This window comes from Bradyrhizobium sp. S3.2.6 (assembly GCF_040546885.1).
GTDB lineage: Bacteria > Pseudomonadota > Alphaproteobacteria > Rhizobiales > Xanthobacteraceae > Bradyrhizobium > Bradyrhizobium cytisi.
This window is the reverse complement of record NZ_JBEPOS010000038.1, coordinates 1-21630: the sequence shown is the minus strand read 5'-3', so window position 1 is coordinate 21630 and position 21630 is coordinate 1. Positions and strand designations below refer to the sequence as shown.

Here is a 21630-nt window from a genome sequence, read left to right as displayed (position 1 = left end):
GGCGAAGCCGGACCGCCGGCGCTTATGGAAATCGGCTGGGGTCATTGTCCCAGCTCCTTCGACCAGTTGATGGCGTTGACGTAGATGCCGAGCGGATTCTTGCGCAGCCGATCGGCGTCGGTTGGAGGCTGAATCGCGATGGCAAGGATCGCAGCCCAAAGTGTGGTGCCGGCGAGCGCCCCATCCTGTTAGCGGTGCTCGACCCAGGCGACGCGGAAGCTGTCGGGTGAAGCGCGAAAGACGCTGGAGACGTCGATCGCGACCTGCTGCTTGCCGAGACTGGCGAGGGGTCATTGGCGCGGGCGTAGTCGTTCAGCGCCAATGCGCGCGCCCTGGTCGTGAATCGTAGGCCTGCGGCCACTTCTGCCGCACGATGATCGGATCGGCTGGAAGCGAGCGCACCATCGTGATGAAGTGGGCGAGGTACCAGGCAATCTGCGGGCCGCTCGGCCTGTAGTCGGCCGCAGCCGGCGCCATGGCTTGCGCCTCGCCGAGCTTGTCGACCTGTACACCCAGGGAACGACGGTGCCGTGCGGGGACTGCCAGACGAGCCCGCCGGCGAGGCCGCAAGCCACGATCAGCGAACCGAATGCCATCGGCCGCCAGTTCTTGGCTTGCACGCGGGCCGAGCCGATGCGCTCATTCCAAACCTGCGCCGCGCGCTGGTACGGAGTTGCGGGTTCGGGTGTTCGGCGGTAGCGGCCGACGATCGCCGAAAGACTGACATTCGTTATTCTCCTCCCGAGAGGTCGACGGAGCGGCCGCCGCCATGGCTATCGCCGGATTTGAGGGCTTGCGCGGCGGACTGCGCGCCGTGAACAACCGCCTCATTGCGTTTCATGCGCTGGACCTAGGCGGGCAAACCTCGCTCGCTCCTTGGGAAGCGGCTCCGTCTTGCGGCCTCGGCACCCTCAACGACTCCCATAGTCGAGGAGCCACCCGTGTTGGCGAAACTGGCGCGGGCGCCTGAGGCGAAGCTCTCCTGCATTGCCCGGTTGCTTGCTCGGCGGCGCGCCTGACGCGTGCGGCGACAGCGCTGGCCGCCGCACGGCCCGCGCCGCTAAAGCCGGACGCAACGCGGCCCGCGCTGGACCGACCGGCCGAGGCGAGGCTGTAGGGGGAGGACACGCCTTCCGCCATCGCCGCACCACCACGCGGGGCGGCCGCCATTGCTCCCCTTCCGGCGAGAGCGAGCGAAGCGCCGCCCGCCATCGCCGCGCCGGCGACGGCGAGGCTAGTTCCGACAGCAGCGCCCGCGCCAAGCTGCGGCGCGCCGGAGAACAGACCGTTAGCGATGCCCGGCGCCGGGGCCGAGCATGGCGAGTGCGGCGAGCACGACAGAAAGCGCCTGCTCGATCGTCGGCTGGCAGCCGCCATAGGTGGTGGTGAACTGCGAGACAGTCCGGTGCCGATGCCGACGATGACAGCGAGCACCATCACCTTCACGGAGGCGACGACAACCCAGCACCTTCTCGGCGAGAAAGGCAGTCTTGTTGAAGAGGGCGAAAGGAAAGAGGATGAAGCCCGCGAGCGTTGTCTGCTTGAACTCGATCAACGTGACGAATAGCTTCACCGCCAGAATGAATAAGCGATCAGGACCAGGAGCCAGGACACCATCAGAACCGCAACCTGGACGAAGTTCGCAAAGAAGCTGGTGAAGCCCATCATCTGGCAGTGGGTGCCCCGCGTCGAGACCGACCTGCGCGAGCCGGCCGGGCCGCAGGAAATCGGCTGTCGAGATGGAGGAGCCGCCGGCCTTCAGGCCAAGGCCGGCGAAGCTATTGAAGATGACGCGACGCACAGAACTCTCTTCAGTCGCGGGATTCGGCTGGATATGTCTGCTGCGAATTTGGGTTCGCCTGACCTCCTTCCTTCGGGCCTTGGCTTACTGAGGGCCTTAGTGGCAAACCCAGGCCCGCAGTTTGCAGTCCTCGTCGCCGGTCTCATTGCATCCGGCCAGCGCGCCTTGTTGCGATAGCTCCTCTTCAAATTCACCAAGTGGGTGGGACCACCACCCACGTCCCAGCCGGCGTCCATTGCCTATGGCAACGGCGGCGCAAGCGTTGCTTTCGTAAGCTTCGATTTGGCAATCCGAGCCGCCCTTGCGGCGACAGTCGAACAGGGCCCACCGTTTAGCGTGTTTTTGTGATCTACACCCGTGCGAGACACCGACCACGTCATCTGGTTTGGAGTATGCGATGGCCCCGGAGCCGGCGAACGCGGTAGTGTTTGAAATGAACAGCGCGAGGACGCCGATTATTAGTTTACGCATTCACTTTTCTCCATTTGGATTTGAGCAATCGCACCGATTGGCGCCTATTGCCCTACGGCGAGATACAGCAAGGGCCGTGCCGGCGCTCCTCGCGCGCACTAAGCGCCTGATTGTGCTTTGAAACAGTTGGCGATGCGCGAACGGCGCACGGTGTTTTGAATCTCACAGCTTTGTGCACCGTTGTCAGAAGGCGGACAAGGATCGAGGGGCCAGACCTTGCCGCACGGACTTGATCCGGGTTGAAGGCAATTCCTTTTTGGCAATGCGCGCGGCGACCTGGAGACTTGCGGTGGGCTACCGCCAACAGCTGCAAAAGGATTTCACGGTCCACGCCGCGCTTACAGCAAACTAGGGTACAAACTCAATTGAGCCAATATGCGACGAGACCGGCGAGCTGAACAGCGGCCAAGAAATTCCGGGCGAGTTTGTCGTATCATGTGGCGATGCGGCGGAAGTCCTTGAGCCGGCAAAAGCAGCGTTCGATGACATTTCGGCGTCCGTAGGCGCGTTTGTTGAAACGATGAAAGACGACACGGTTGGATTTATTGGGAATGACGGGCTTGGCGCCGCGACCAGCGATTTCGGCCGAAGGTTGTCCCCGTCGTACCCTTTGTCTGCGAGAAGCGCGCTCATGGGCGGTGCGAGCGCCAGAACGTCGGGCGCGGCAGCGATGTCGGCATCCTGCTGGGGTCAGATGCAGGACGACCGGTGGGCAGAGCGGATCGCTCAGCGCATGGGATTTTTGTGGTACGGCCTCCCCGCGAGCGGCCGATTGCCTGATTGTGCTCCCCCTTTTCCGCCGGAGGCACACCGATGAGCTTTAATCGAAGTCGAGTCGAGCGACAGCACGACGGCATCTTTGTCAAGTTTGAGCAGTGCTTGAAAGATTGCGCACCATCGTTCGCGCTTGGCCCAGCGATTGAAGCGATTGTAGATCATCGTGTAAGGACCGTATTGGCGCGGACAATCACGCCATCGCGCACCCGATTGCAGCATGTGAACAATACCGCTGATGATGCGCCCGGTCGTCGTCCCGATCCGGTCCCGTCAGTCCCGTCGGCAGATGAGGTTCGATACGAGCCCATTGCCTGTCATTCAACCACAACAACCCCGCGCGCGTTCTCTCGCCCCCGAATCAAGAACACGGAGGCAAGAGAATCATGTGGCGCTATTTAGGTTCAGGCCCTAGCAGCGAGAGACAGCCGAGCGCCGAATGACGCTGATGATCCGCAGGCACGCTCGCGGACCGCATTTCCGGGTGGGAGATCTATATTCACAGACGCGCCTTTATCAGTCGCATAATTGAAACCATGACAACCGATGAGGTCTAGGCCAAGTGGGCCGGTCTATCGGCAGACCAGTCAGCTCGTTCATCGCGCGAGCTGACCCTCGGACGGAAGGACCTGGAACGATCAGCTGGCCCGGCGGTCGTAAGCCGCCTGGCCGGCACGATCACGCCGGTCAATTTCCGAAAATTGAATCATATCTCAGCGCTGGTGACCCAAGCCAATCCCCAAGGTACGTGCTTTCTGTCGTAGAGACCCCTCGGATCGCTTCATCAGCTTTGAAACCCTAGCTACAGGGGTGCGGGCCTTAGAGTGCCCTTTGAGCAGCTTGACGTCATCCTTACTATACTCTTTGCGCTTGGTGGTTTTTGCCACGTGATGTTCTCCGATTTCGCTTTGCACATTTGCCTGTAGCGCCTTGTTTTTGGCGTAGACGCAACCGCATCCCATTACCATATCAATCGTGATCGACAACTATTCAAGCGGGTTCTCTTCGAGATAAGAACTGGAACTACACGCGAATTTGTCCTCCCTCCATTTTCATCTGCGTGACAAACCCGATTTTCGACATGCACGTCACCCGGCTTCAACATGGAAGCAAGCCACAGAGAAGGGACGCTCGATGCGTCTTCGAAAGCAACTCGAAAATCGCTGCTTGCTTGAATGCTCCGACCTCAAGTCACCAAGATATTTCGTAGAATGATACTAGGCGCCAGTATTAAGTAGCGCTGGATCGGCCGGGACACTCGCACTGCCTTACTTGCGCGCGCATCATCAACCGGCCTCCACGGCGAGTGCACGGCATTACCGCGCGAAGAACAAACGTCTTGTCCGATTTTCAAGGAAGGCGGCTTTAAGTGAAAGATCTCACAAAGGCAAATCTTGCGATACCAGATCCTCGTCGGTGGATCGAGTGCACTGCTCGCCCCGTCCTAATTGATCTGCCGCAGTATTCTTGATCTAATTGGCAACGCTGAGATACCCAGGCAATTCCGCTGCGAGGAACGATCGCCGGCCCCTCATGGGCCCGACGAACAAGCGTCGTGATATTCCCCGGGCTGGTCACTACCGCATGGTAAACAACCCGCGGGCCTAGCCGTCCTGGGTAAGCTTGGCACCGGCAGGCGATGACTTGATCATGAGTTGCCAGAGCGCTTTGCCAGCACAATGCCGGTGGCACGCTGCGGATCATTCGTAATCTGTGCGCACTGACCGCCACCGTCGAGTAGATGCAGGTCGAACTGTCCAACGCGGCGGAACGGACTCTGCGTCATGTCAGAGGCCTCGCAACAAATCCAGGCGAGATGTGGAAATTTCTGCCGGAGCGTGAGGCAGGGCTCAGACGCTGTATCATTAGCGGCGAGCGTCTGCTCGATGTTCGTCAATTCGCCTGCAGCGAGCACCATCTCCATAATCCTTATTGCCAGAACAAACGTTCAGGGTCGGCGTTTAGAACCGCTGCCGCCAAGCCAAGCCGTTGATGGGTAGAATGCCACTCCCAGACGCCCTTGCCGTGATCCTTGCGGAACAGCTGCCATGCCGCCCCAGTCTTATCGTGGTGCAACAGCGCGACATCGACGAGGCCTCCCTCCGCATCGATATTGCCTGAGCAGCACAGGCTCTCGACAAGATAGCCGCCAGCAACCGGTGTCACCTTTGGCGAGACATATCGGTAGCGCTCGCGCCTCGTCAGCGCGCGCACGATCCGCCACCGGTCGAGCTCGTTGGGATGCGCAGGCAATCCGGAATGATGTTGTCTGTTGATGGCGGCGTTCATTGCGCGATGTCCTGGACTGCGGAGATCTCTGCCTCGAGGCAGCCAACCACCAACTGCTTGCCGAAGTCGACCATATAGATGGGTAGGTTCGCTTCCGTATGGAGACCGACCTGGACGATCTCGCCAACGTGTCCGACGCTGACCAGACACTCTTCCGCCGAGGCGTCGGGAAAGGAACCGTCGTTGAGCAGATCGATTGCCGCCTCGACACGTTGGCCTGAGCGGTATCTTGGCAACCTTGGTTCGATCATCAGGGTGCCCCTCCTGACAAGCAAGGCTCCTCGCCTCTGTGGCTTCGCGTGACTAGATCAAGCTCTTTGCGTTTCATGCCGACGCGATAGCCTGAAGCGAGGAATTCGACCCCATAGATATAAAATTGTTGCAGGAACGTACCGATCGAGACGACATAGCCAAGCTCGCCTTTCTTGACGAGAACCTCACCGATCTCCTTGCCCATATAGGTGCCGTCGTTTCGGATGGTGCGGTTGGCCCGCACCTTGTCGCCATAATCAAAGAAGGGCACGTCCGTCAACTCGACGATGTCATTATCACGGGCGATGTTGCTCATGCTGCCGTCTCTTTCCATGCTTCAACTGTGCGGCGCTTCGCGAGCGCCCGGCGTTACGGACCGCCCTATCATGATTTTCGATCAACTCCGTCGATTCCCGCACCGCCGCGCGGCTTGCGACCACGTATTGAATGAGCCGACGGGGATGACGATGCGTCAACATCAACGCCCGGCACCCCTAAAACGGATGCTTGAGATGGCGATCCGCGAGCCCATGATTGATGTTGAGGGCCGCCGATGCTGCACGCGAGTCCGTCGTTGACACGCAACGAGCTTGAGCCGGCAGCAGAAGTGCGGTTCAACGCGACACGCGCAGCCGGCACAATCGACCTGATTGCCCCGGCAACTGAGGGCATCGTGGATGACATCACTCATGGTCCCCTCATCCGCTCGAGCGTGCCTCACAAACCTTGGCGCCAATCTTGTGCGCAAGACTGCGCCCCAGCAGTCTCTCGACAACCGCCGTCCCCCCTCGAGCTGCCCGAGAGGCATCTCCAAGTGGGCAACAAGCCTTGAGCGAGAATAGCAAGACCCACGCGAGGTGCTCTCATAGCAGCCGAATTCGGGCTGGTGGCACGACCGCGCCGCTCGCAGCACAATCACATCCGCATCACGAACGCCTTGGCTTGACACAGGATGATTTTCTGCGCCTTCATCGAGGTGATAGGATAGCCCTGCCGCCCTGCAATGACGCTCGACCGGCTCGACACCGTGCGACCAACACAGGGCTCGGTGAGGACGCCCTCGTTTCGCTTGGATGACCGACTGAAGAAGGCCTCCGGCATGAATGTCGCCTGTTCAATGACGGCCTCAGGTGACTGGATTGATATCGCGGAAGACAGGTCCGCTCTTGGTGGACCCATCGGCGAAATCGATCCTCGACGCTCAAGACCGCAGCCTTCGGGCCGGAAGGCATAGCTTAGCGCGTTGCCCTCGACGTTCGCGTCGCCAGAATATGACTCGCCAACTGGCGAAAAAGTCGGCGACCAGGGCAAGCCGTCCACCCGGTTTGGGAAGGCGACAGCCGCAGTCGGCGCCTCGTCAAGCCGACGCATCAACCGCCCGAGTTTCTGAACCGTTCGTGTCGTGCTGACATCCATGTTGTGGTCCTCAAGAGGGCGCCCGATGGCGTGGCAGTGCGGTGTCGAGCACGCATGTGTTGTCAACCGGACAAATCAACACGCATTGCGGTTCGTCAAAGTGGCCGTCGCACTCGGTGCATTGCTCCGAATCGATCAGGAAAACGCCGGCTACTTCGGAAATAGCAAGATTTGGGCATTGCGTTTCGCACGCTGAACAGCCCGTGCATTGCGAGTCGATGATCTTGTACGGCATTGTCTGAACCCATCCTTCAGGCGGCGGAAATCAGCGCATTGTGGCGGGCCGGTTCGACCCGCTCAATGTGCTTGATCGTCCGCTCATTGACTTTATCGAGATAGAGTTTGAACCAGGCGATCGTCGAGGCATCGATGAACTCGCAGGCGTACTGATCGACCGGCTCGATGCCGGCCTTGATCAATTCGGCCTTCGGGCAGCCGCCGATCTTTGACACGAATACGGCGTGGCAATCCTTGATAGCGCCGACGGCGATTTCGAGCTTGCTGTCCTCGCCGTGGCCGCCCTGGCAATAGGGATGGATAGGACGATGACCAACGAATTTCGCGCCTGAAGTCGAGAGCTCGTAGATCTGGAACTCCTTGGCGTGACCGAAGTGCTGGTTGATCAATCCCGAGCCCTTGGTTGCGACCGCCACCAGCACCTTGATTTCGCTGGAAGCGCTGGCGAGCCCCGCAAGCTCCTCCTGCTTGGCCGCAAGCTTTGCGATGCGCGCTTTCTCGACTTTGGCCTGATACGCCTTTCGGGGCTGCTCGTCGTATTTGATGTCCATCGCCATGATCTTTTCCATGGTGAACTCCGAGCCGCGGTCCTCTCCGAGCAGTCCGACGGCGTCGGCCCGGCACTGACGACAATGACGCATCATGTTCATCTTGCTTTCGCAGCTATCCTGCAACGCTGTCACTTCCTGTGCGGTCGGGCCGCGTTGCCCCCTGAGACCGAACACGGTTCCGTGCTCGGGCGACGATATCAGCGGCATCACGTTATGCAGGAAGGCCCCGCGCGACTTCACAGCCTTGTTCACCTCAACCAGATGCTGATCGTTAATCCCGGGAATCATCACCGAGTTGACTTTGCACAGGATGCCGCGCGCGGTGAGCATCTCCACGCCCTGGAGCTGCCGATTGCTAAGGATGTTTGCGGCTTCAACGCCGGTGTAGCGCTTGTGACGGTAAAAGATCCAGGGATAGATCTTTGCACCAATTTCGGGATCGATCATGTTGATCGTGATCGTCACGTGATCGATCCTGAGTCTTGCGATCGTGTCGACATGATCGGCTAGCGCAAGACCGTTCGTCGAGAGGCACAGCTTGATACCTGGCGCGAGCTTGTTCACAAGCTCGAAGGTCTTGAATGTCTTGTCCGGATTCGCTAGCGGATCGCCAGGGCCGGCAACGCCGACCACGCTCATTTGAGGGATCGCTGAAGCGACCGCCAGCACCTTTTGGGCGGCCTGCTCCGGCGTCAACTTCTCGCTGACAATGCCGGGGCGCGATTCGTTGGCGCAATCGTATTTACGATTGCAGTAATTGCACTGGATATTGCAGGCGGGTGCGACCGCGACATGCATGCGGGCATAATGGTGGTGCGCCTCCTCGCTGTAGCAGGGATGGTTCTTCACCTTTTCCGAGATCTCATCTGGCAGATTGCTGATGCTGGTCTGAGATCCGCAGCTCGCCTTCCCGCTGCCGCGGATAGTATCGCAGCCCTTGTGCTTAGTGACCGCTTGCATAGTCTCGCTGATCTCGCCGCCGCCGCAGGATACCTGGTGTTGCGCTGAAGTACTCATTTTTCCAATTCTATTCGCAAGCCGAACCCTTCCGGCAAGCATCCACAGAGTCGTTTCTCAAAAGCTAAGAGCAACTGGCGTGCCATGCCTGCCACAAATGACCTTTGGGTTTTGCGTCAAGTAGTTAGGTAACGCTCGCTCGAATGTCAGTTTATCATCATGTTGGAAAGCTGACAGAGATTGCGATCACAAGAGCGCTGGCAGCGTTGTTCTGACGACGGGTTGGCTGCTTCACCTATGCCCTTGGTAAAACGAAAGTGCGGTGGCCGGTCACGCCAAGCCCAAGCCAGGGGAATGGTGTCGCGTTCCTCCCAGGTGCCGGAACGCCCCGCCAAGAATAGCTTCCGCATCCGCCGGTTGGCGAGGTTCTGTGGAACCGCAGCATTCATCATTCGGTTGCTTCGCCGCCGCGCTTCTTGGCGTTAACAGTGATTGGTAGGGTGGTGTCACTCGCCATCGCGGGTAGGTCGAGCACCCAGCCGTTCGCGATTCTGATCCAACCGCCCCACAGCGTCTCGTGCTCCCATTCGACGATCGGCTCCTCAAGATCCTTCTTGGGCACATAAATCGAAAGGCCCGTCTCTGGCGAACGGCGAATCATAACCTTCATGGGAGCTCCGCACGTTGTGAGCTCTCGCCCGCGCGCTCCTGACACGCGCGCCACAAGGCTCTCTGTTTGGCAGTGATGTCCGGCATGACTTGCAGGAGACGGTCGATCTCATCGGGCGCCGTCTCGCGCGACAGCGAGAAGCGAACCGCGCCGCGCAAAAAGGCCGGTGGTACTCTCATCGCGCGCAGGACATGGGATGGCTCCATCGAGCCGGACGCGCAGGCTGAACCGAGAGAGACGGCAATTCCGTTGTGGTTCAGGTGGTGGACGATGGCCTCTGCTTCGAGATGCTCGAAAGCAATGTTAGACGTATTTGGCAAGCGATTCTTGACATGGCCAAGCACGATGCAACAGCCGTGAGCGAGAATGCCCTGCTCCAGCCGGTCGCGAAGGGCGCCAATCTGCATCTGGTCTTTTATGAGGTTTGCCGCAGCGAGTTCCGCCGCCTTGCCGAGCCCAACAATACCCGGAACGTTTTGGGTACCAGCGCGGCGACGCCGCTCTTGTACGCCGCCGAAAAGCAGCGGCCGGAACTTGACGTCCTTGCGCACATACAGCGCACCGATCCCCTTCGGACCATGGAGCTTGTGCCCGGAGAGCGACAGCATGTCGATGTCCGTAGCCTTCAGGTCAATCGGAATTCGCCCGACCGCCTGGACTGCGTCGGTGTGAAAGAGCGCGCCGACTGAGTGCGCCATCTTGGCGAGGGACATCACCGGAAAGATCGTACCGGTCTCATTATTGGCCCACATGACCGAGGCGACTGACGTGCGCCTCGACAATGCGTTGCGATAAGTCTCGATGTCCAGTCGGCCGCTGGCATCTACCGGAATGACATGGGTTTTGATTCCTCGTCGACCCAACTCCTCGGCAAGGGACAGCACGGCCGGATGCTCAACGGCCGTTGTGACGATCTCGTCGCGCCCCTCCTGCACGGCGAGCGCAGACAGGATCGCTGTGTTGTCGGCTTCAGTCCCGCCCGAGGTGAAGACGATCTCATGATCGAATGTAGCGCCAATGAGGGACTGCAGGTTCCGGCGCGCCTGTTTCAATGCAGGTGCAACCTCGCTGCCGAATGCATGCGCGGATGACGCATTGCCGAATTGTGTAGAGAAGAACGGCAGCATCGCCGCAACGACCAACGGATGTGCGCGGGTCGTCGCGTTGTTATCCAGGTAGATCGGCCGCACGGACTGTCCGCTCTGCACTTAACATCGCCCTTTGGCAGCTCCGGGGAGCGGGATCAGGCGCACGAACTCGCCGAGCCGCTCGATCAGACGCGCCTGAATGGCCGCGGGCGTCGTGCCCGCAAGCTTGCATGACATGCAGGCGCCGGTGAGCCTGACGATCAGCTCACAATCTCCACGATCACGCCTGAGGCTCGCCCGATTCTCATTGAGCCCGGCACGGACAATTTGTTCGCGATCGGAAGGCTCAGAAATCGGAGACTGCTTCGTTGGTGCAGTCTTGATGCCCATGTTTCGAAGCCCTTCTGTTGCGGATGGCACGAGGACAGGCTCACCTGCACGATTTGTCGCAAGAGCAGCTCGACTTGGCATTTGGATTGTCGAATTGGAACCCTGATCCTTCGGGCGACACCACGAAGTCGATCGTGGTGCCGTTGAGATGCGCCTGGCTCGCGCTATCGACGAAGACTTTGACGCCGCCCTGCTCGATCACGGCATCATCGGAGCTCGGCCCATGGGCGAGATCCATCTTGTATGTGAACCCTTCGCAGCCGCCGCCATCGACCATGATCCGCAGACCGCTCGCCGGCTGCCCTGTCGTGGAGATTGCGGCCCTCAATGCATTGATGGCGCTATCCGTTAGGTTGATCATTTCTGACTCGCTTTCGGGTCTTGTCGCAAGGCACGTTTCGCAAATCCCATGCCAGTTGAGATGCAGCTGAAATGAAGGATTTGCAGGCGGCCATTGTTCCATTCGCGACCTGTGTGTCGGGTTTTCGACACGAGGCTTGCCGGCCGTGGCGCCATCCGGCCGAGACCTCGTGACGGAGCCTGAACGCATCCATGCACATAGCACCAAGCCGCTGCTTACGCCGCAGAGATAGCGTGACGGCAAGCAACTTGCATAACTGTAGCGGACACGTCGCTTTGCGCGACGCGTCACACCACGCATTGATGAGGAGCCTTTCCATGACGTCGATTGACAACACTGCTCTTGGCCCGTTGGACAAGGAGGGGCGGCTATTGAATGCGGTACTTAAGAGTGAAACAACGAAGTCGGGGCGATTTGGATTCCGGGGCGACATCGCGCTGAAGTTCCAAGCCCAGTTCGCCGACGAAAAACGACCGCCGGTCTATTCCATCGAACAAGTTCTTGCGATCGCGCAGGAAGGCGAACCGACTATCCCGGTCCTTGCCGGATATCTGCATTCCTTCGCGTATCTACCCGAGGCCGCAAAGGTGCTGGATGGCAGGCTGAGCCCCACAGGCAGCTATTTCATCTTCTGCAACAACATTGATCTGCTCGCGGAGTACCGCACCAAGGTCGGCGACATCACCTTCCGCATTCTGCCTTGCGACGAATCAACTGTGTGGAAGGAGATGATGGACCTCGCCGGCGTCGACAAGAATGACATCAAGAAGCTCGGTCCGGCCGGTAGGCTCGACTACTTGCTCGACGCGGCCAAGGATATCGGTGGATCATACACCGAGATCTCATACGAGGACGGCTTGGCCAAAATGGAGCCGGTGAAGAACAGAGGCGAAAACCGCCCGGTCTGAGGCATCGCCTCAGACCCCCCGCCTCGACGAGTCTGCCGCAGAGAGAGACACTGTACCCAGAGAGGGTCACTGTACCGCCTCGCCTGGGGCTGGCTCTGACAAACCCTCGTGATGGACTTCTCGGCCTACGTTTGGGAGATCACACGGCGGCTCTGCTAGTCGTGTGTTGGCCATGAGTACTGTCGTCAATTGCACCGAGGGGCGGCTGGCCGCGAGGGTCCGGCTGACTGCGTCCATCGGGGTCCGAACATTCAATGATGATCGGCTCCTATTTGCGGTCATATTTCAGAGGGCTGATCGACGGTGTATGGATCAGCTTTGGCGTTGTGCTCCAGGCCTTTGCCGGCCTGAGCGGCGCTGAGATGTTGCGCGAGGAGCGATCACCCTGATGTTCGAGGAACGACTGCCGGCGATCGGCACGCTCAGCGGCTCGGCGATCTCCGTGCTGCGGAAAGCCGACGCCATCCGCGAGTGCGAGGAGCACGGCTGGACGCAGAACCGCGCCGACCCGCATGCGCGCCAGCGCGTCTGGGAGATGGCTCGGCAAGATCCGCCGCAAGGAGTGTCGGAGGACGAAGCTGTCGCTTTACTGGTGGAGGTGCTAGTCCGTCCTATTCGTGAGAATGCGGTTTTTTGGTCCGATTGATGCGGCTGGAACACCTCCTTTGACGAGGCGCACAGGATTGCCTTCGGCTTTTCACCGCCTGACGACCCGTACTTTGCAACGCGCTTGAGGGATGGGTTGGGTAACGGGGGGCGGAGGCCCCGCCGGTCAAGGACCGAGCGGCAGCAGCACCTTTTCGAGATCGCGCCTGTTGGCTTTGCGGCGCGTGTAGGGTTGCTGACAAAGGTCTTCGAGGGATTGCGGCGGCCTTGCGTGTCTTCTTTATGGATTCCGCCGATGAAGCGTAAGGAACGCGGCGGCAAGCAATTTGCATAACATGTCTAAGCCGGCCGAAGTGCCGGTGATGAGCTTAGATCGGAAACCACTTACATGACGAAAACTGAACACGCTCCGGGGGTCTTTGTGGACAACATGTGCGCAGGAGGTGCGCCCATTCAGCTTCTTTTGCACAATGACGGCAAGACGACTCTCGGTTTCGTGGTACGCCTGCTGCGCGAGGTATTCGACAAACAGGAGCGGGATGCCATTGCGCTCGCCAAACTCGCCTTGCAGCATGGCAGGGCCGTCTGCGGACGCTATCCTCCCTCAGTCGCAAAGGCGCTCCTCGAGGCGGCGCAAGAGCGTATCCGAGCTGAAGGATGTCCCCTGCTGATCACGGGCGAAGCCGCGGGCGAAGCGAACGGCCCCGACCTGTCTGACGTGCAATTCGAATATGCCTTCGAAGCGCTTGAGTGGCACTTCACCAATATACCGCCGAGCGAACTCGCCACTACTGTGCGGCATTTCCCGGGCCACATGCAGGCCGATGTGCAGGTCGCGATCGATAAGCTATTCGCCGATCCGGTCCGCTTCTTCGGCGCCTATGAAGAACATAGGTACGAGACGCTTTCATTCGCTCGGATGAAACGGCGTGGACAGGATGCGATTTCGCTGGTGCCGCCGCAATATCACCAGGTTGATACTGGCGAGACGGCGCCGGTCAAATGCCTGTACAATGGACTGTGGCTTTGCCGGGCGAGCGAATTGTTCTATGCCGTCGTGCTCTCTACTGAGTTAGAGTTCGAGCAAGAGCCGAGGATCCGGATTGAAATCGTTGCCCCTGCGGGGTCTGGCGGCGAAGCCTTTGTTCAGCGCAGCTTTGACGAACTGGAACGGGCGGTACACGCGGCATGTTCTTATCGCGGCAAGATCCTCTCATTCGAGAAAGGTGCGGATTACAGCGGCCGCTCAAGAGGCATCATGGTGCATCGATTGGCACCAGTGAGGCGCGAGGACGTGATCCTGCGGGAACAGGCTATCAAATTGCTCGATCGCAACGTGTTGAGTTTTGTCGCCACGCGCGGCGCACTCCGCCGAGCCGGCCAGTCGACCCGCAAGGGCATCCTGCTCTATGGCCCGCCCGGCACCGGTAAGACCCACACCATCCGCTATCTCGCCACCAACCTACCGGGACACACCACGCTAATCATCACCGCCGAAGAGGTCGGTAAGCTGAGCGCCTATATGGCGCTCGCGCGCCTGCTGCAGCCTACCATGGTGGTGATCGAGGATGTCGATCTGATCGCCAGCAAGCGCGACGACTTGACAACATGTGAGGAGGCCGCGCTGAACAAGCTCCTAAATGAAATGGACGGCTTGAAGGAAGACGCTGACATCCTCTTCGTGCTCACCACCAACCGCCCCGAGCAACTCGAGGGCGCCCTGGCCGGTCGCCCCGGCCGCATCGACCAGGCGATCGAGATGCCGCTGCCTGATACGACCGGCCGCGACAAGCTGATCCGGCTTTACGGCATGGGCCTGCCGCTCGAGGCGGAGGTCGTAGCCGAGACGGTGCGCCGCACTGAGGGCGTCAGCGCCGCTTTCATTAAGGAGCTGATGCGACGCATTGCGCAATCATGCATCGCTCGTGACGGCGGAAACTCAGTGACCACAGCTGACATCGAGGAAGCGCTCGACGACATGCTGTTTACCGGCGGCCGCCTTAACGTGAAGCTCTTGGGTGGGGCCGGAGCGATGGCTGCGGGGTCTGAATGAAGCGAAGGGAGGAAGATCACCCGCCAAGGGCTGCGCCAACTCCCGCATGCGCCGGGTGTCGACGACGCGTCTACGATTGATGAGCAGCGAGGCGGTTCGTGAACGCGAACCGCCGCCGCAATCGCCCGCTCAACCGTCGCTCGCAATTCCTGTTCCATGCCGGCCTGCCCCCTACAGGCGGGCTTCGATATCACGAAGGCAACGGCTCGCCACAGCCGACATGCAATGAGCAGAGCAGATAAGCGGTAGCATGGAACTCTTTCGGAGAGCAGGCTGGAATGGCGCACTTGTCAGACGATCAATTGGAGCTTCGCCATCCGTCAAGGAACGAGAACGGCTGCGGGATTGCAGGCGAAAAGTCCTTCTGCGAAAGCGTCCACCTGGTAGTACATGCGCATGCAGTTTTCTCCGGCCGATGGCATCGGCTGACTCATACCTCATGATGGGTCCGACGAGCCGACAAGACGCGACACCAACTCCTTAGGGTCTGTACCTAATTAGCGATCTCTGATTCCCTCGCAACGAGTTGATTCGGGCTGGGGGGATTCCGATGCGAAGGACTGTTCTGGCTCAACGACAAGCAGTGGGCTCGGATAGAACCACATCTGCCAACGAACCAGACCGGACCGGCGCGCGATGACGATCGACGCATTATCAGCGGTATCATTCACATGCTTCAGTGCGGCGCGCGCTGGCTCGATTGCCCGCCCGACTACGGTCCTTGCACGACGGTCTACAATCGGTTCAATCGCTGGGCCAAGCGCGGACATTGGCAAGCGATCTCTGAGGCGCTCGCTCGCTGCGGCAAGGATAGCGTGACTTTGTCCATCGACTCCACCTCGATCAAGGCGCATCGTTCGGCGAGCGGCGGAAAAGGGGGAGCATGAACAGGCGATCGGCCGCTCGCGCGGTGGGCGGACCATGAAAATCCACGCACTGAGCGACCCTGACTGCAGACCTTGCGCATTCATCTCACTCCTGGCCAGGACGCAGATATTGGCGCAGCGCCAACCCTTTTGGAACTCGCGCCACCCATGTCTGCCCCCTTTGGCGACAAAGGATACGACGGCGATGGCTTTCGCGCCGAAATCGTCGATCGTGGCGCCAAGCCCGTCATTCCAAACAAATCTAACACGGTCACCCTCCACAGCTTCAGCAAACGCGCTTATAAGGGGCGCAACGTCATCGAGTGCTGTTTCTGCCGCCTCAAGGATTCAGGCGTGTCGCAACTCGCTACGACAAACTTGCCAGAAACTTCTTGGCTGCCGTCCACCTCGCCGCCATCGTCGCCTATTGGATCAATTGAGTCTAAACCCTAGCGCTATATCTGCCCATCATCGGGCGCGTGCGGTGTTCAGTATGTCGGTGGTACTGTCTCAGCTCCCGGAGCTTGATCGCGATTCGGCTCGGGGTCCGCGTTGGCCGCCATTTCGCGTAGCGCGCGCCGATACTCGACCGGCATCACCTTGCGGAATTTGGGCAGCCAGCCCTTCCAGTTGGCAAGGATGTCGGCGGCGCGCCTGGAGCCGGTCGCTTTGGCATGGCGCGAGATCAGGACGTGCAGCCGCTCGACGTCGGACGAGAGCAGGTCCTTGAACACGTCGACCCCGCCATGCGCCTCGGGGTCACCGGCGTGATGATAGGTACCGGCTTTGATCAGCTCTTTGGACAGCACCGGCTCGAGCTCGACCATCGCCATGTTGCAGAGCTTGTCGAAGTCGCCGGTCTCGTCGAGCACATAGGCGATGCCGCCGGACATGCCGGCCGCAAAATTGCGCCCGGTCTTGCCGAGCACGACCACGATGCCGCCGGTCATGTACTCGCAGCAATGATCGCCCGCACCTTCGACGACGGCGACCGCGCCGGAGTTGCGCACGGCAAAGCGTTCGCCGGCGACGCCGCGGAAGTAGCACTCGCCATCGGTCGCGCCGTACATCACGGTGTTGCCGACGATGATGCTCTCTTCCGGCACGATGGCGCTGTTCCTGGGCGGCTTGACGATGATCTTGCCGCCCGAGAGGCCCTTGCCGACATAGTCGTTGGCTTCGCCTTCGAGCTCGAAGGTGACGCCATGCGCGAGCCAGGCGCCGAAAGCCTGGCCCGCGGTGCCCTTGAGGCTGACCTGGATGGTGTCGTTCGGCAGGCCGGCATTGCCGTAGATCTTGGCGATCGCGCCCGACAGCATCGCGCCGGCGGAACGATTGGTGCTGTTGATCCCGGCCTCGATCTTCACCGGCGCGCCGCGGTCGAGCGCGGGCGTCGCCCGCTCGATCAGGGTGCGGTCGAGCACGGCTTCCAGATGATGGTTCTGGCGCTCGGAGTGATAGATCTTCTGGCCCTTCTCTTCCTTCTGCTTGACGAACAGTTTTGAGAAGTCGAGCCCCTTGGCCTTCCAGTGCGCGACGAGCCTGGTCTGGTCCAGCAGCTGCACCTGGCCGATCATCTCGTTGAAGCTGCGGAAGCCGAGCGAGGCCATGATCTCGCGGACTTCTTCGGCGACGAAGAAGAAGTAGTTGATCACGTGCTCGGGCTGGCCGGTGAAGCGCTTGCGCAGGACCGGGTCCTGGGTCGCGACGCCGACCGGGCAGGTGTTGAGATGGCACTTGCGCATCATGATGCAGCCGGCCGCAATCAGCGGCGCGGTCGCGAAGCCGAACTCGTCGGCCCCAAGCAGCGCGCCGATCACGACGTCACGGCCGGTGCGGAAACCGCCGTCGACCTGGACCACGATGCGGCTGCGCAGCCGCTCGCGCACCAGCGTCTGGTGAGTCTCGGCGAGGCCGATCTCCCACGGTGAGCCCGCGTGCTTGATCGAGGTCAGCGGCGAAGCGCCGGTGCCGCCCTCGAAGCCCGCGATGGTGACATGGTCGGCGCGCGCCTTGGCGACGCCGGCGGCCACCGTGCCGACGCCGATCTCGGAGACGAGCTTGACCGAGACGTCGCCCGTCGGGTTGACATTCTTGAGGTCGTAGATGAGCTGCGCCAGATCCTCGATCGAGTAGATGTCGTGGTGCGGCGGCGGCGAGATCAGCTCGACGCCCGGCGTCGAGTGCCGGACCTTGGCGATGGTCGCGTCGACCTTGTGGCCGGGCAGCTGGCCGCCTTCGCCGGGCTTGGCGCCCTGCGCCATCTTGATCTGCATCATGTCGGAGTTGACGAGATACTCCGTGGTGACGCCGAAGCGGCCCGAGGCAACCTGCTTGATCGCCGAGCGCATGCTGTCGCCGTTCGGCAGCGGCTTGAAGCGGTCGGCTTCCTCGCCGCCTTCGCCGGTGTTCGACTTGCCGCCGATCCGGTTCATGGCGATCGCGAGCGTCGTGTGCGCCTCGCGCGAGATCGAGCCGAAGCTCATGGCGCCGGTGGCGAAACGCTTGACGAGGTCCTTGGCCGGCTCGACCTGGTCGAGCGGCACGGGCTTGCGCTTCTCTTCGTCCGCGTTCTTGATCCGGAACAGGCCGCGCAGCGTCAAGAGACGCTCCGACTGCTCGTTCAGGATCTTGGCGAAGTCGCGATAGTCTTTCAGCGAATTGCCTCGCACGGCGTTCTGAAGCGGCCTCACCGACTTGGCGGTCCAGGCATGGTCCTCGCCGCGGCTGCGAGGGGCATATTCGCCGCCGACATCGAGCGCGGTCCTGTAGACCCGCGCCTCGCCGAACGCGTCGGCGTGGCGCCGCACGGCCTCTTCGGCGATCTCGGCAAGGCCAACGCCCTCGACGCGGGTATGCGTGCCGGCGAAGAACTTTCCGACGAAGTCCGCCTTGAGGCCGACCGCGTCGAATATCTGCGCGCCGCAATAGGACTGGTAGGTCGAGATGCCCATCTTGGACATCACCTTGAGCAGGCCCTTGCCGATCGACTTGATGTAGCGCTTGACGATCTCGTAGTCGTCGAGCGAGCCGGGCAGTCGGTCCTTCATCGCGATGATGGTTTCGAACGCGAGATAGGGATTGATCGCTTCCGCGCCGTAACCTGCGAGGCAGGCGAAATGATGCACTTCGCGCGGCTCGCCGGATTCGACGACGAGACCGACCGAGGTGCGCAGACCCGTGCGGATCAGATGATGATGCACGGACGCACAAGCCAGCAGCGAGGGGATCGGCACGCGGTCGGTATCGACCATGCGGTCGGACAGGATGATGATGTTGACGCCTTCGCGCACCGCAGCTTCGGCGCGCGCGCAAAGCTCGTCGAGTACCTGGTCCATGCCGGCAGCACCCAGACCGGCGTGGAAGGTGGTGTCGAGCGCGCGCGACTTGAAGTGGGTTTTGGCCAGGTCCGAGATCGAGCGGATCTTTTCGAGATTAGCATCGGTCAGGATCGGCTGTCGTGCTTCCAGACGCTTGGTCGTGGCAAGTCCTGGGAGGTCGAACAGGTTCGGCCGCGGTCCGATGATCGAGACGAGGCTCATCACCAACTCTTCGCGGATCGGGTCGATCGGCGGGTTGGTGACCTGCGCGAAGTTCTGCTTGAAGTAGGTGAACAGCGGCTTGGCCTTGTCCGACAGCGCCGAGATCGGCGTGTCGTTGCCCATCGAGCCGACCGCTTCCTCGCCAATGGACGCCATCGGCGTCATCAGGATCGCGATGTCGTCCTGGCTGTAGCCGAACGCCTGCTGGCGATCCAAAAGCGACAGGTTCGAGCGCACGCCGGTGGTCGGAACCTTCGGCAGCTCCTCGAGCACGATCTGGGTGCGCTCGAGCCACTCCTTGTAGGGATGGCTCCGGGCCAGCTCGGCCTTGATCTCGTCGTCGGGGATCAGGCGGCCCTGCTCGAGGTCGACCAGCAGCATCTTGCCGGGCTGGAGCCGCCACTTGGTGATGATCTGATCCTCGGGGATCGTCAGCACGCCCATTTCGGACGCCATCACGATGCGATCGTCCTTGGTGAGGAGATAGCGCGCCGGCCGCAAGCCGTTGCGGTCGAGCGTGGCGCCGATCTGGCGGCCGTCGGTGAACGCGATCGCGGCGGGGCCGTCCCACGGCTCCATCAGCGCGGCGTGATATTCGTAGAAGGCCCGGCGCTTTTCATCCATCAAGGGATTGCCGGCCCACGCCTCCGGAATCATCATCATGACGGCGTGCGGCAGCGAGTAGCCGCCCTGCACCAGGAATTCGAGCACGTTGTCGAAATAGGCGGTGTCCGACTGGCCTTCATAATAGATCGGCCAGAGCCGGTTGATGTCCTTGCCGTACAGCTCGGAGCTCGCCGAGGCCTGACGCGCCGCCATCCAGTTGGTGTTGCCGCGCAGCGTGTTGATCTCGCCGTTATGCGCGATCATGCGATAGGGATGCGCCCGCGGCCAGGTCGGCAAGGTGTTGGTCGAGAAGCGCTGATGCACCAGCGCCAGCGCGCTCTCGAAATCCTTCTCGTGCAAATCGGGATAGTACTTGCCGAGCTGGTCGGCGAGGAACATGCCCTTGTAGATCACGGTGCGGCACGACATCGAGCAGGGGTAATAGCCGGCGAGGCCGCGGTCGCGGCGCTGGTAGATCGCCTGCGAGATCGACTCGCGCAGGATGTAGAGCCGGCGCTCGAAATCGTCTTCGGTCTTGGCGGTGCCGTTGCGGCCGATGAACACCTGCATGCAGGCGGGTTCGGTCGGCTTCACGGTGACGCCGAGCGAGGAATTGTCGGTCGGCACGTCGCGCCAGCCGAGCGGCGTCAGGCCCTCTTCCTTGATCTGGTCGGCGATGATGCTCTTGATGACGTTGCGCCAGGCGATGTCGCGCGGCATGAACAGCGCGCCGATGGCGTATTCACCTGGATTGGGCAGCGCGAAGCCAAGCTCTTTCGCCTTGCGGATGAAGAAGGCGTGCGGGATCTGCACCAGGATGCCGGCACCGTCGCCGGCGCGCGGGTCGGCGCCGACAGCGCCGCGATGCTCGAGGTTGCAGAGGATGCTGAGCGCGTCCGCGACGATCTCGTGCGACTTGTTGCCCTTGATGTTGGCGATGAAGCCGACGCCGCAGGAATCCTTTTCCAGGCTCGGATCGTAGAGACCCACAGCAGGCGGACGCGAATTGTGTTCCTGAATCGGATCGGTCGTTTTCGAGGCGACCGTCGCCGACAGCTCTTCTGCCACGATGTTTGCGCGCTCGAATTGCGACCCGTTCATTGTTCCAATCCTCTCCGTGCGGCAAGGTGCCTCACCGCGATCTTCGGCGCACCTTGGGCGTTCCGCGGCACCCGCCCTCTGGGTCACCGCTCGTCCGCCGCGAGCCGCAGCTTCTTAAATTCAGGCCAAGAATTCAGACCAAGGCGTTCTTCGTCCCCGAGAACGGCTTTGCCTCCTCATCCTCGTACTTGGCCAAGGCCGTAAGCAACAGCCGCAGGTAGTGCGCCTTCTCTTCAGCCGCCATTGGCTTCGGGCCGTCCAGCGACTTCAACGCCGACTCAGCTAACTCGACCGCACGATCGTTGTCGCCAGTTTCGAAACAATACTGGGCGACCGCCACATAGGACATGAACTTGCGGCCGGCGCCGTCTTCTGGAGAGTCCAGCGCGAGGATGTGTTCGGCCAAGTCCTTGCCAATCGCAAAGCGATCAGAATGCGGGACATCAGAGTTCTTCTCCGCTGGATTAGAGAGTTGGCGGATCGCGTGCGCCCTCCACAACTCGGATTGTTTTTCGATCGCATCGCGAGCCAAATGACGCATAGCGGGTAATCCCGTCTGCATGTCATGGATTTTGTGCAGGGCTAGATCGTCATGAACTAGTTCAGCGTTTTCTTGGTTCGAATCATATCAGGCGGCGTCGGCGAGTTTGTAGGACCAGGTATGGATGACGGGATGGCGATTGATGTCGTC

General features: G+C 60.9%; 18 protein-coding genes and 3 pseudogenes. 4 read left to right on the top strand and 17 right to left on the bottom strand.

From position 1 onward, the window contains the following. Positions 1-41 precede the first annotated feature (41 nt). From trbF to ABID58_RS35760, 15 genes and pseudogenes are all read right to left on the bottom strand, one after another. A pseudogene (gene trbF / locus ABID58_RS35830) lies at positions 42-727 on the bottom strand (conjugal transfer protein TrbF). 561 nt (positions 728-1288) lie between these two features. After that, the gene (locus ABID58_RS35825; RefSeq protein WP_354037588.1) at positions 1289-1801 is read right to left on the bottom strand and encodes a type IV secretion system protein; all 513 of its coding nucleotides are present in this window, start codon (positions 1799-1801) and stop codon (positions 1289-1291) included. A gap of 96 nt (positions 1802-1897) precedes the next feature. Next, complete coding sequence (locus tag ABID58_RS35820; RefSeq protein ID WP_354037587.1) at positions 1898-2272, bottom strand: DUF4189 domain-containing protein; 375 nt, start codon at positions 2270-2272, stop codon at positions 1898-1900. A gap of 361 nt (positions 2273-2633) precedes the next feature. Beyond that, positions 2634-3411: pseudogene (locus ABID58_RS35815) on the bottom strand (IS5 family transposase). Between the two features lie 1283 nt (positions 3412-4694). Next, complete coding sequence (locus ABID58_RS35810) at positions 4695-4964, bottom strand: DUF6129 family protein (protein WP_354037586.1); 270 nt, start codon at positions 4962-4964, stop codon at positions 4695-4697. A gap of 11 nt (positions 4965-4975) precedes the next feature. After that, positions 4976-5335, bottom strand: coding sequence for a DUF3024 domain-containing protein (locus ABID58_RS35805; RefSeq protein WP_354037585.1), 360 nt, complete (start codon positions 5333-5335; stop codon positions 4976-4978). Further along, entirely contained in the window at positions 5332-5586 is a 255-nt protein-coding gene (locus tag ABID58_RS35800; protein ID WP_354037584.1) for a nitrogen fixation protein NifZ, read from the bottom strand. The genes ABID58_RS35805 and ABID58_RS35800 overlap by 4 nt, the downstream gene beginning before the upstream one ends. Beyond that, complete coding sequence (locus tag ABID58_RS35795; protein ID WP_354037583.1) at positions 5586-5903, bottom strand: nitrogen fixation protein NifZ; 318 nt, start codon at positions 5901-5903, stop codon at positions 5586-5588. The genes ABID58_RS35800 and ABID58_RS35795 overlap by 1 nt, the downstream gene beginning before the upstream one ends. Positions 5904-6502: 599 nt before the next feature. Beyond that, positions 6503-7003, bottom strand: a complete 501-nt coding sequence (locus tag ABID58_RS35790) for a hypothetical protein (protein ID WP_354037582.1) — start codon at positions 7001-7003, stop codon at positions 6503-6505. A gap of 10 nt (positions 7004-7013) precedes the next feature. Next, complete coding sequence (locus tag ABID58_RS35785) at positions 7014-7238, bottom strand: 4Fe-4S binding protein (RefSeq protein WP_354037581.1); 225 nt, start codon at positions 7236-7238, stop codon at positions 7014-7016. Positions 7239-7254: 16 nt separating this feature from the next. After that, entirely contained in the window at positions 7255-8808 is a 1554-nt protein-coding gene (gene nifB, locus ABID58_RS35780; protein ID WP_354037580.1) for a nitrogenase cofactor biosynthesis protein NifB, read from the bottom strand. A gap of 388 nt (positions 8809-9196) precedes the next feature. After that, entirely contained in the window at positions 9197-9418 is a 222-nt protein-coding gene (gene nifT, locus ABID58_RS35775; RefSeq protein WP_085399342.1) for a putative nitrogen fixation protein NifT, read from the bottom strand. Beyond that, complete coding sequence (nifS, locus tag ABID58_RS35770; protein ID WP_354037579.1) at positions 9415-10608, bottom strand: cysteine desulfurase NifS; 1194 nt, start codon at positions 10606-10608, stop codon at positions 9415-9417. The genes nifT and nifS overlap by 4 nt, the downstream gene beginning before the upstream one ends. Before the next feature lie 18 nt (positions 10609-10626). Then, complete coding sequence (locus ABID58_RS35765; RefSeq protein ID WP_354037578.1) at positions 10627-10896, bottom strand: NifU family protein; 270 nt, start codon at positions 10894-10896, stop codon at positions 10627-10629. 40 nt (positions 10897-10936) lie between these two features. Further along, complete coding sequence (locus ABID58_RS35760; RefSeq protein WP_354037577.1) at positions 10937-11257, bottom strand: iron-sulfur cluster assembly accessory protein; 321 nt, start codon at positions 11255-11257, stop codon at positions 10937-10939. Between the two features lie 317 nt (positions 11258-11574). Between ABID58_RS35760 and ABID58_RS35755 the strand changes: the two genes are divergently transcribed. The 4 genes and pseudogenes from ABID58_RS35755 to ABID58_RS35740 all read left to right on the top strand — a co-directional run bounded on the left by ABID58_RS35755 (position 11575) and on the right by ABID58_RS35740 (position 16130). Then, a complete protein-coding gene (locus ABID58_RS35755) occupies positions 11575-12165 on the top strand; it encodes a hypothetical protein (RefSeq protein ID WP_354037576.1) in 591 nt (196 codons plus the stop codon). 388 nt (positions 12166-12553) lie between these two features. Beyond that, the gene (locus ABID58_RS35750) at positions 12554-12811 is read left to right on the top strand and encodes a hypothetical protein (protein WP_354037575.1); all 258 of its coding nucleotides are present in this window, start codon (positions 12554-12556) and stop codon (positions 12809-12811) included. A gap of 348 nt (positions 12812-13159) precedes the next feature. After that, positions 13160-14824 (top strand): ATP-dependent Clp protease adaptor ClpS, encoded by a 1665-nt coding sequence (locus ABID58_RS35745; protein ID WP_354037574.1) that lies wholly within the window; start codon positions 13160-13162, stop codon positions 14822-14824. A 536-nt stretch (positions 14825-15360) separates the two neighbouring features. Further along, positions 15361-16130: pseudogene (locus tag ABID58_RS35740) on the top strand (IS5 family transposase). A gap of 48 nt (positions 16131-16178) precedes the next feature. On the opposite strand, the gene gltB reads toward ABID58_RS35740, so the two are convergent. Both gltB and ABID58_RS35730 read right to left on the bottom strand, forming a co-directional pair. Beyond that, entirely contained in the window at positions 16179-20939 is a 4761-nt protein-coding gene (gltB, locus tag ABID58_RS35735; RefSeq protein ID WP_354037573.1) for a glutamate synthase large subunit, read from the bottom strand. 133 nt (positions 20940-21072) lie between these two features. Further along, positions 21073-21480 carry a hypothetical protein gene (locus tag ABID58_RS35730; RefSeq protein ID WP_354037572.1) on the bottom strand — a complete coding sequence of 136 codons (408 nt, stop codon included), beginning with the start codon at positions 21478-21480 and terminating at the stop codon, positions 21073-21075. Positions 21481-21630 lie beyond the last annotated feature (150 nt).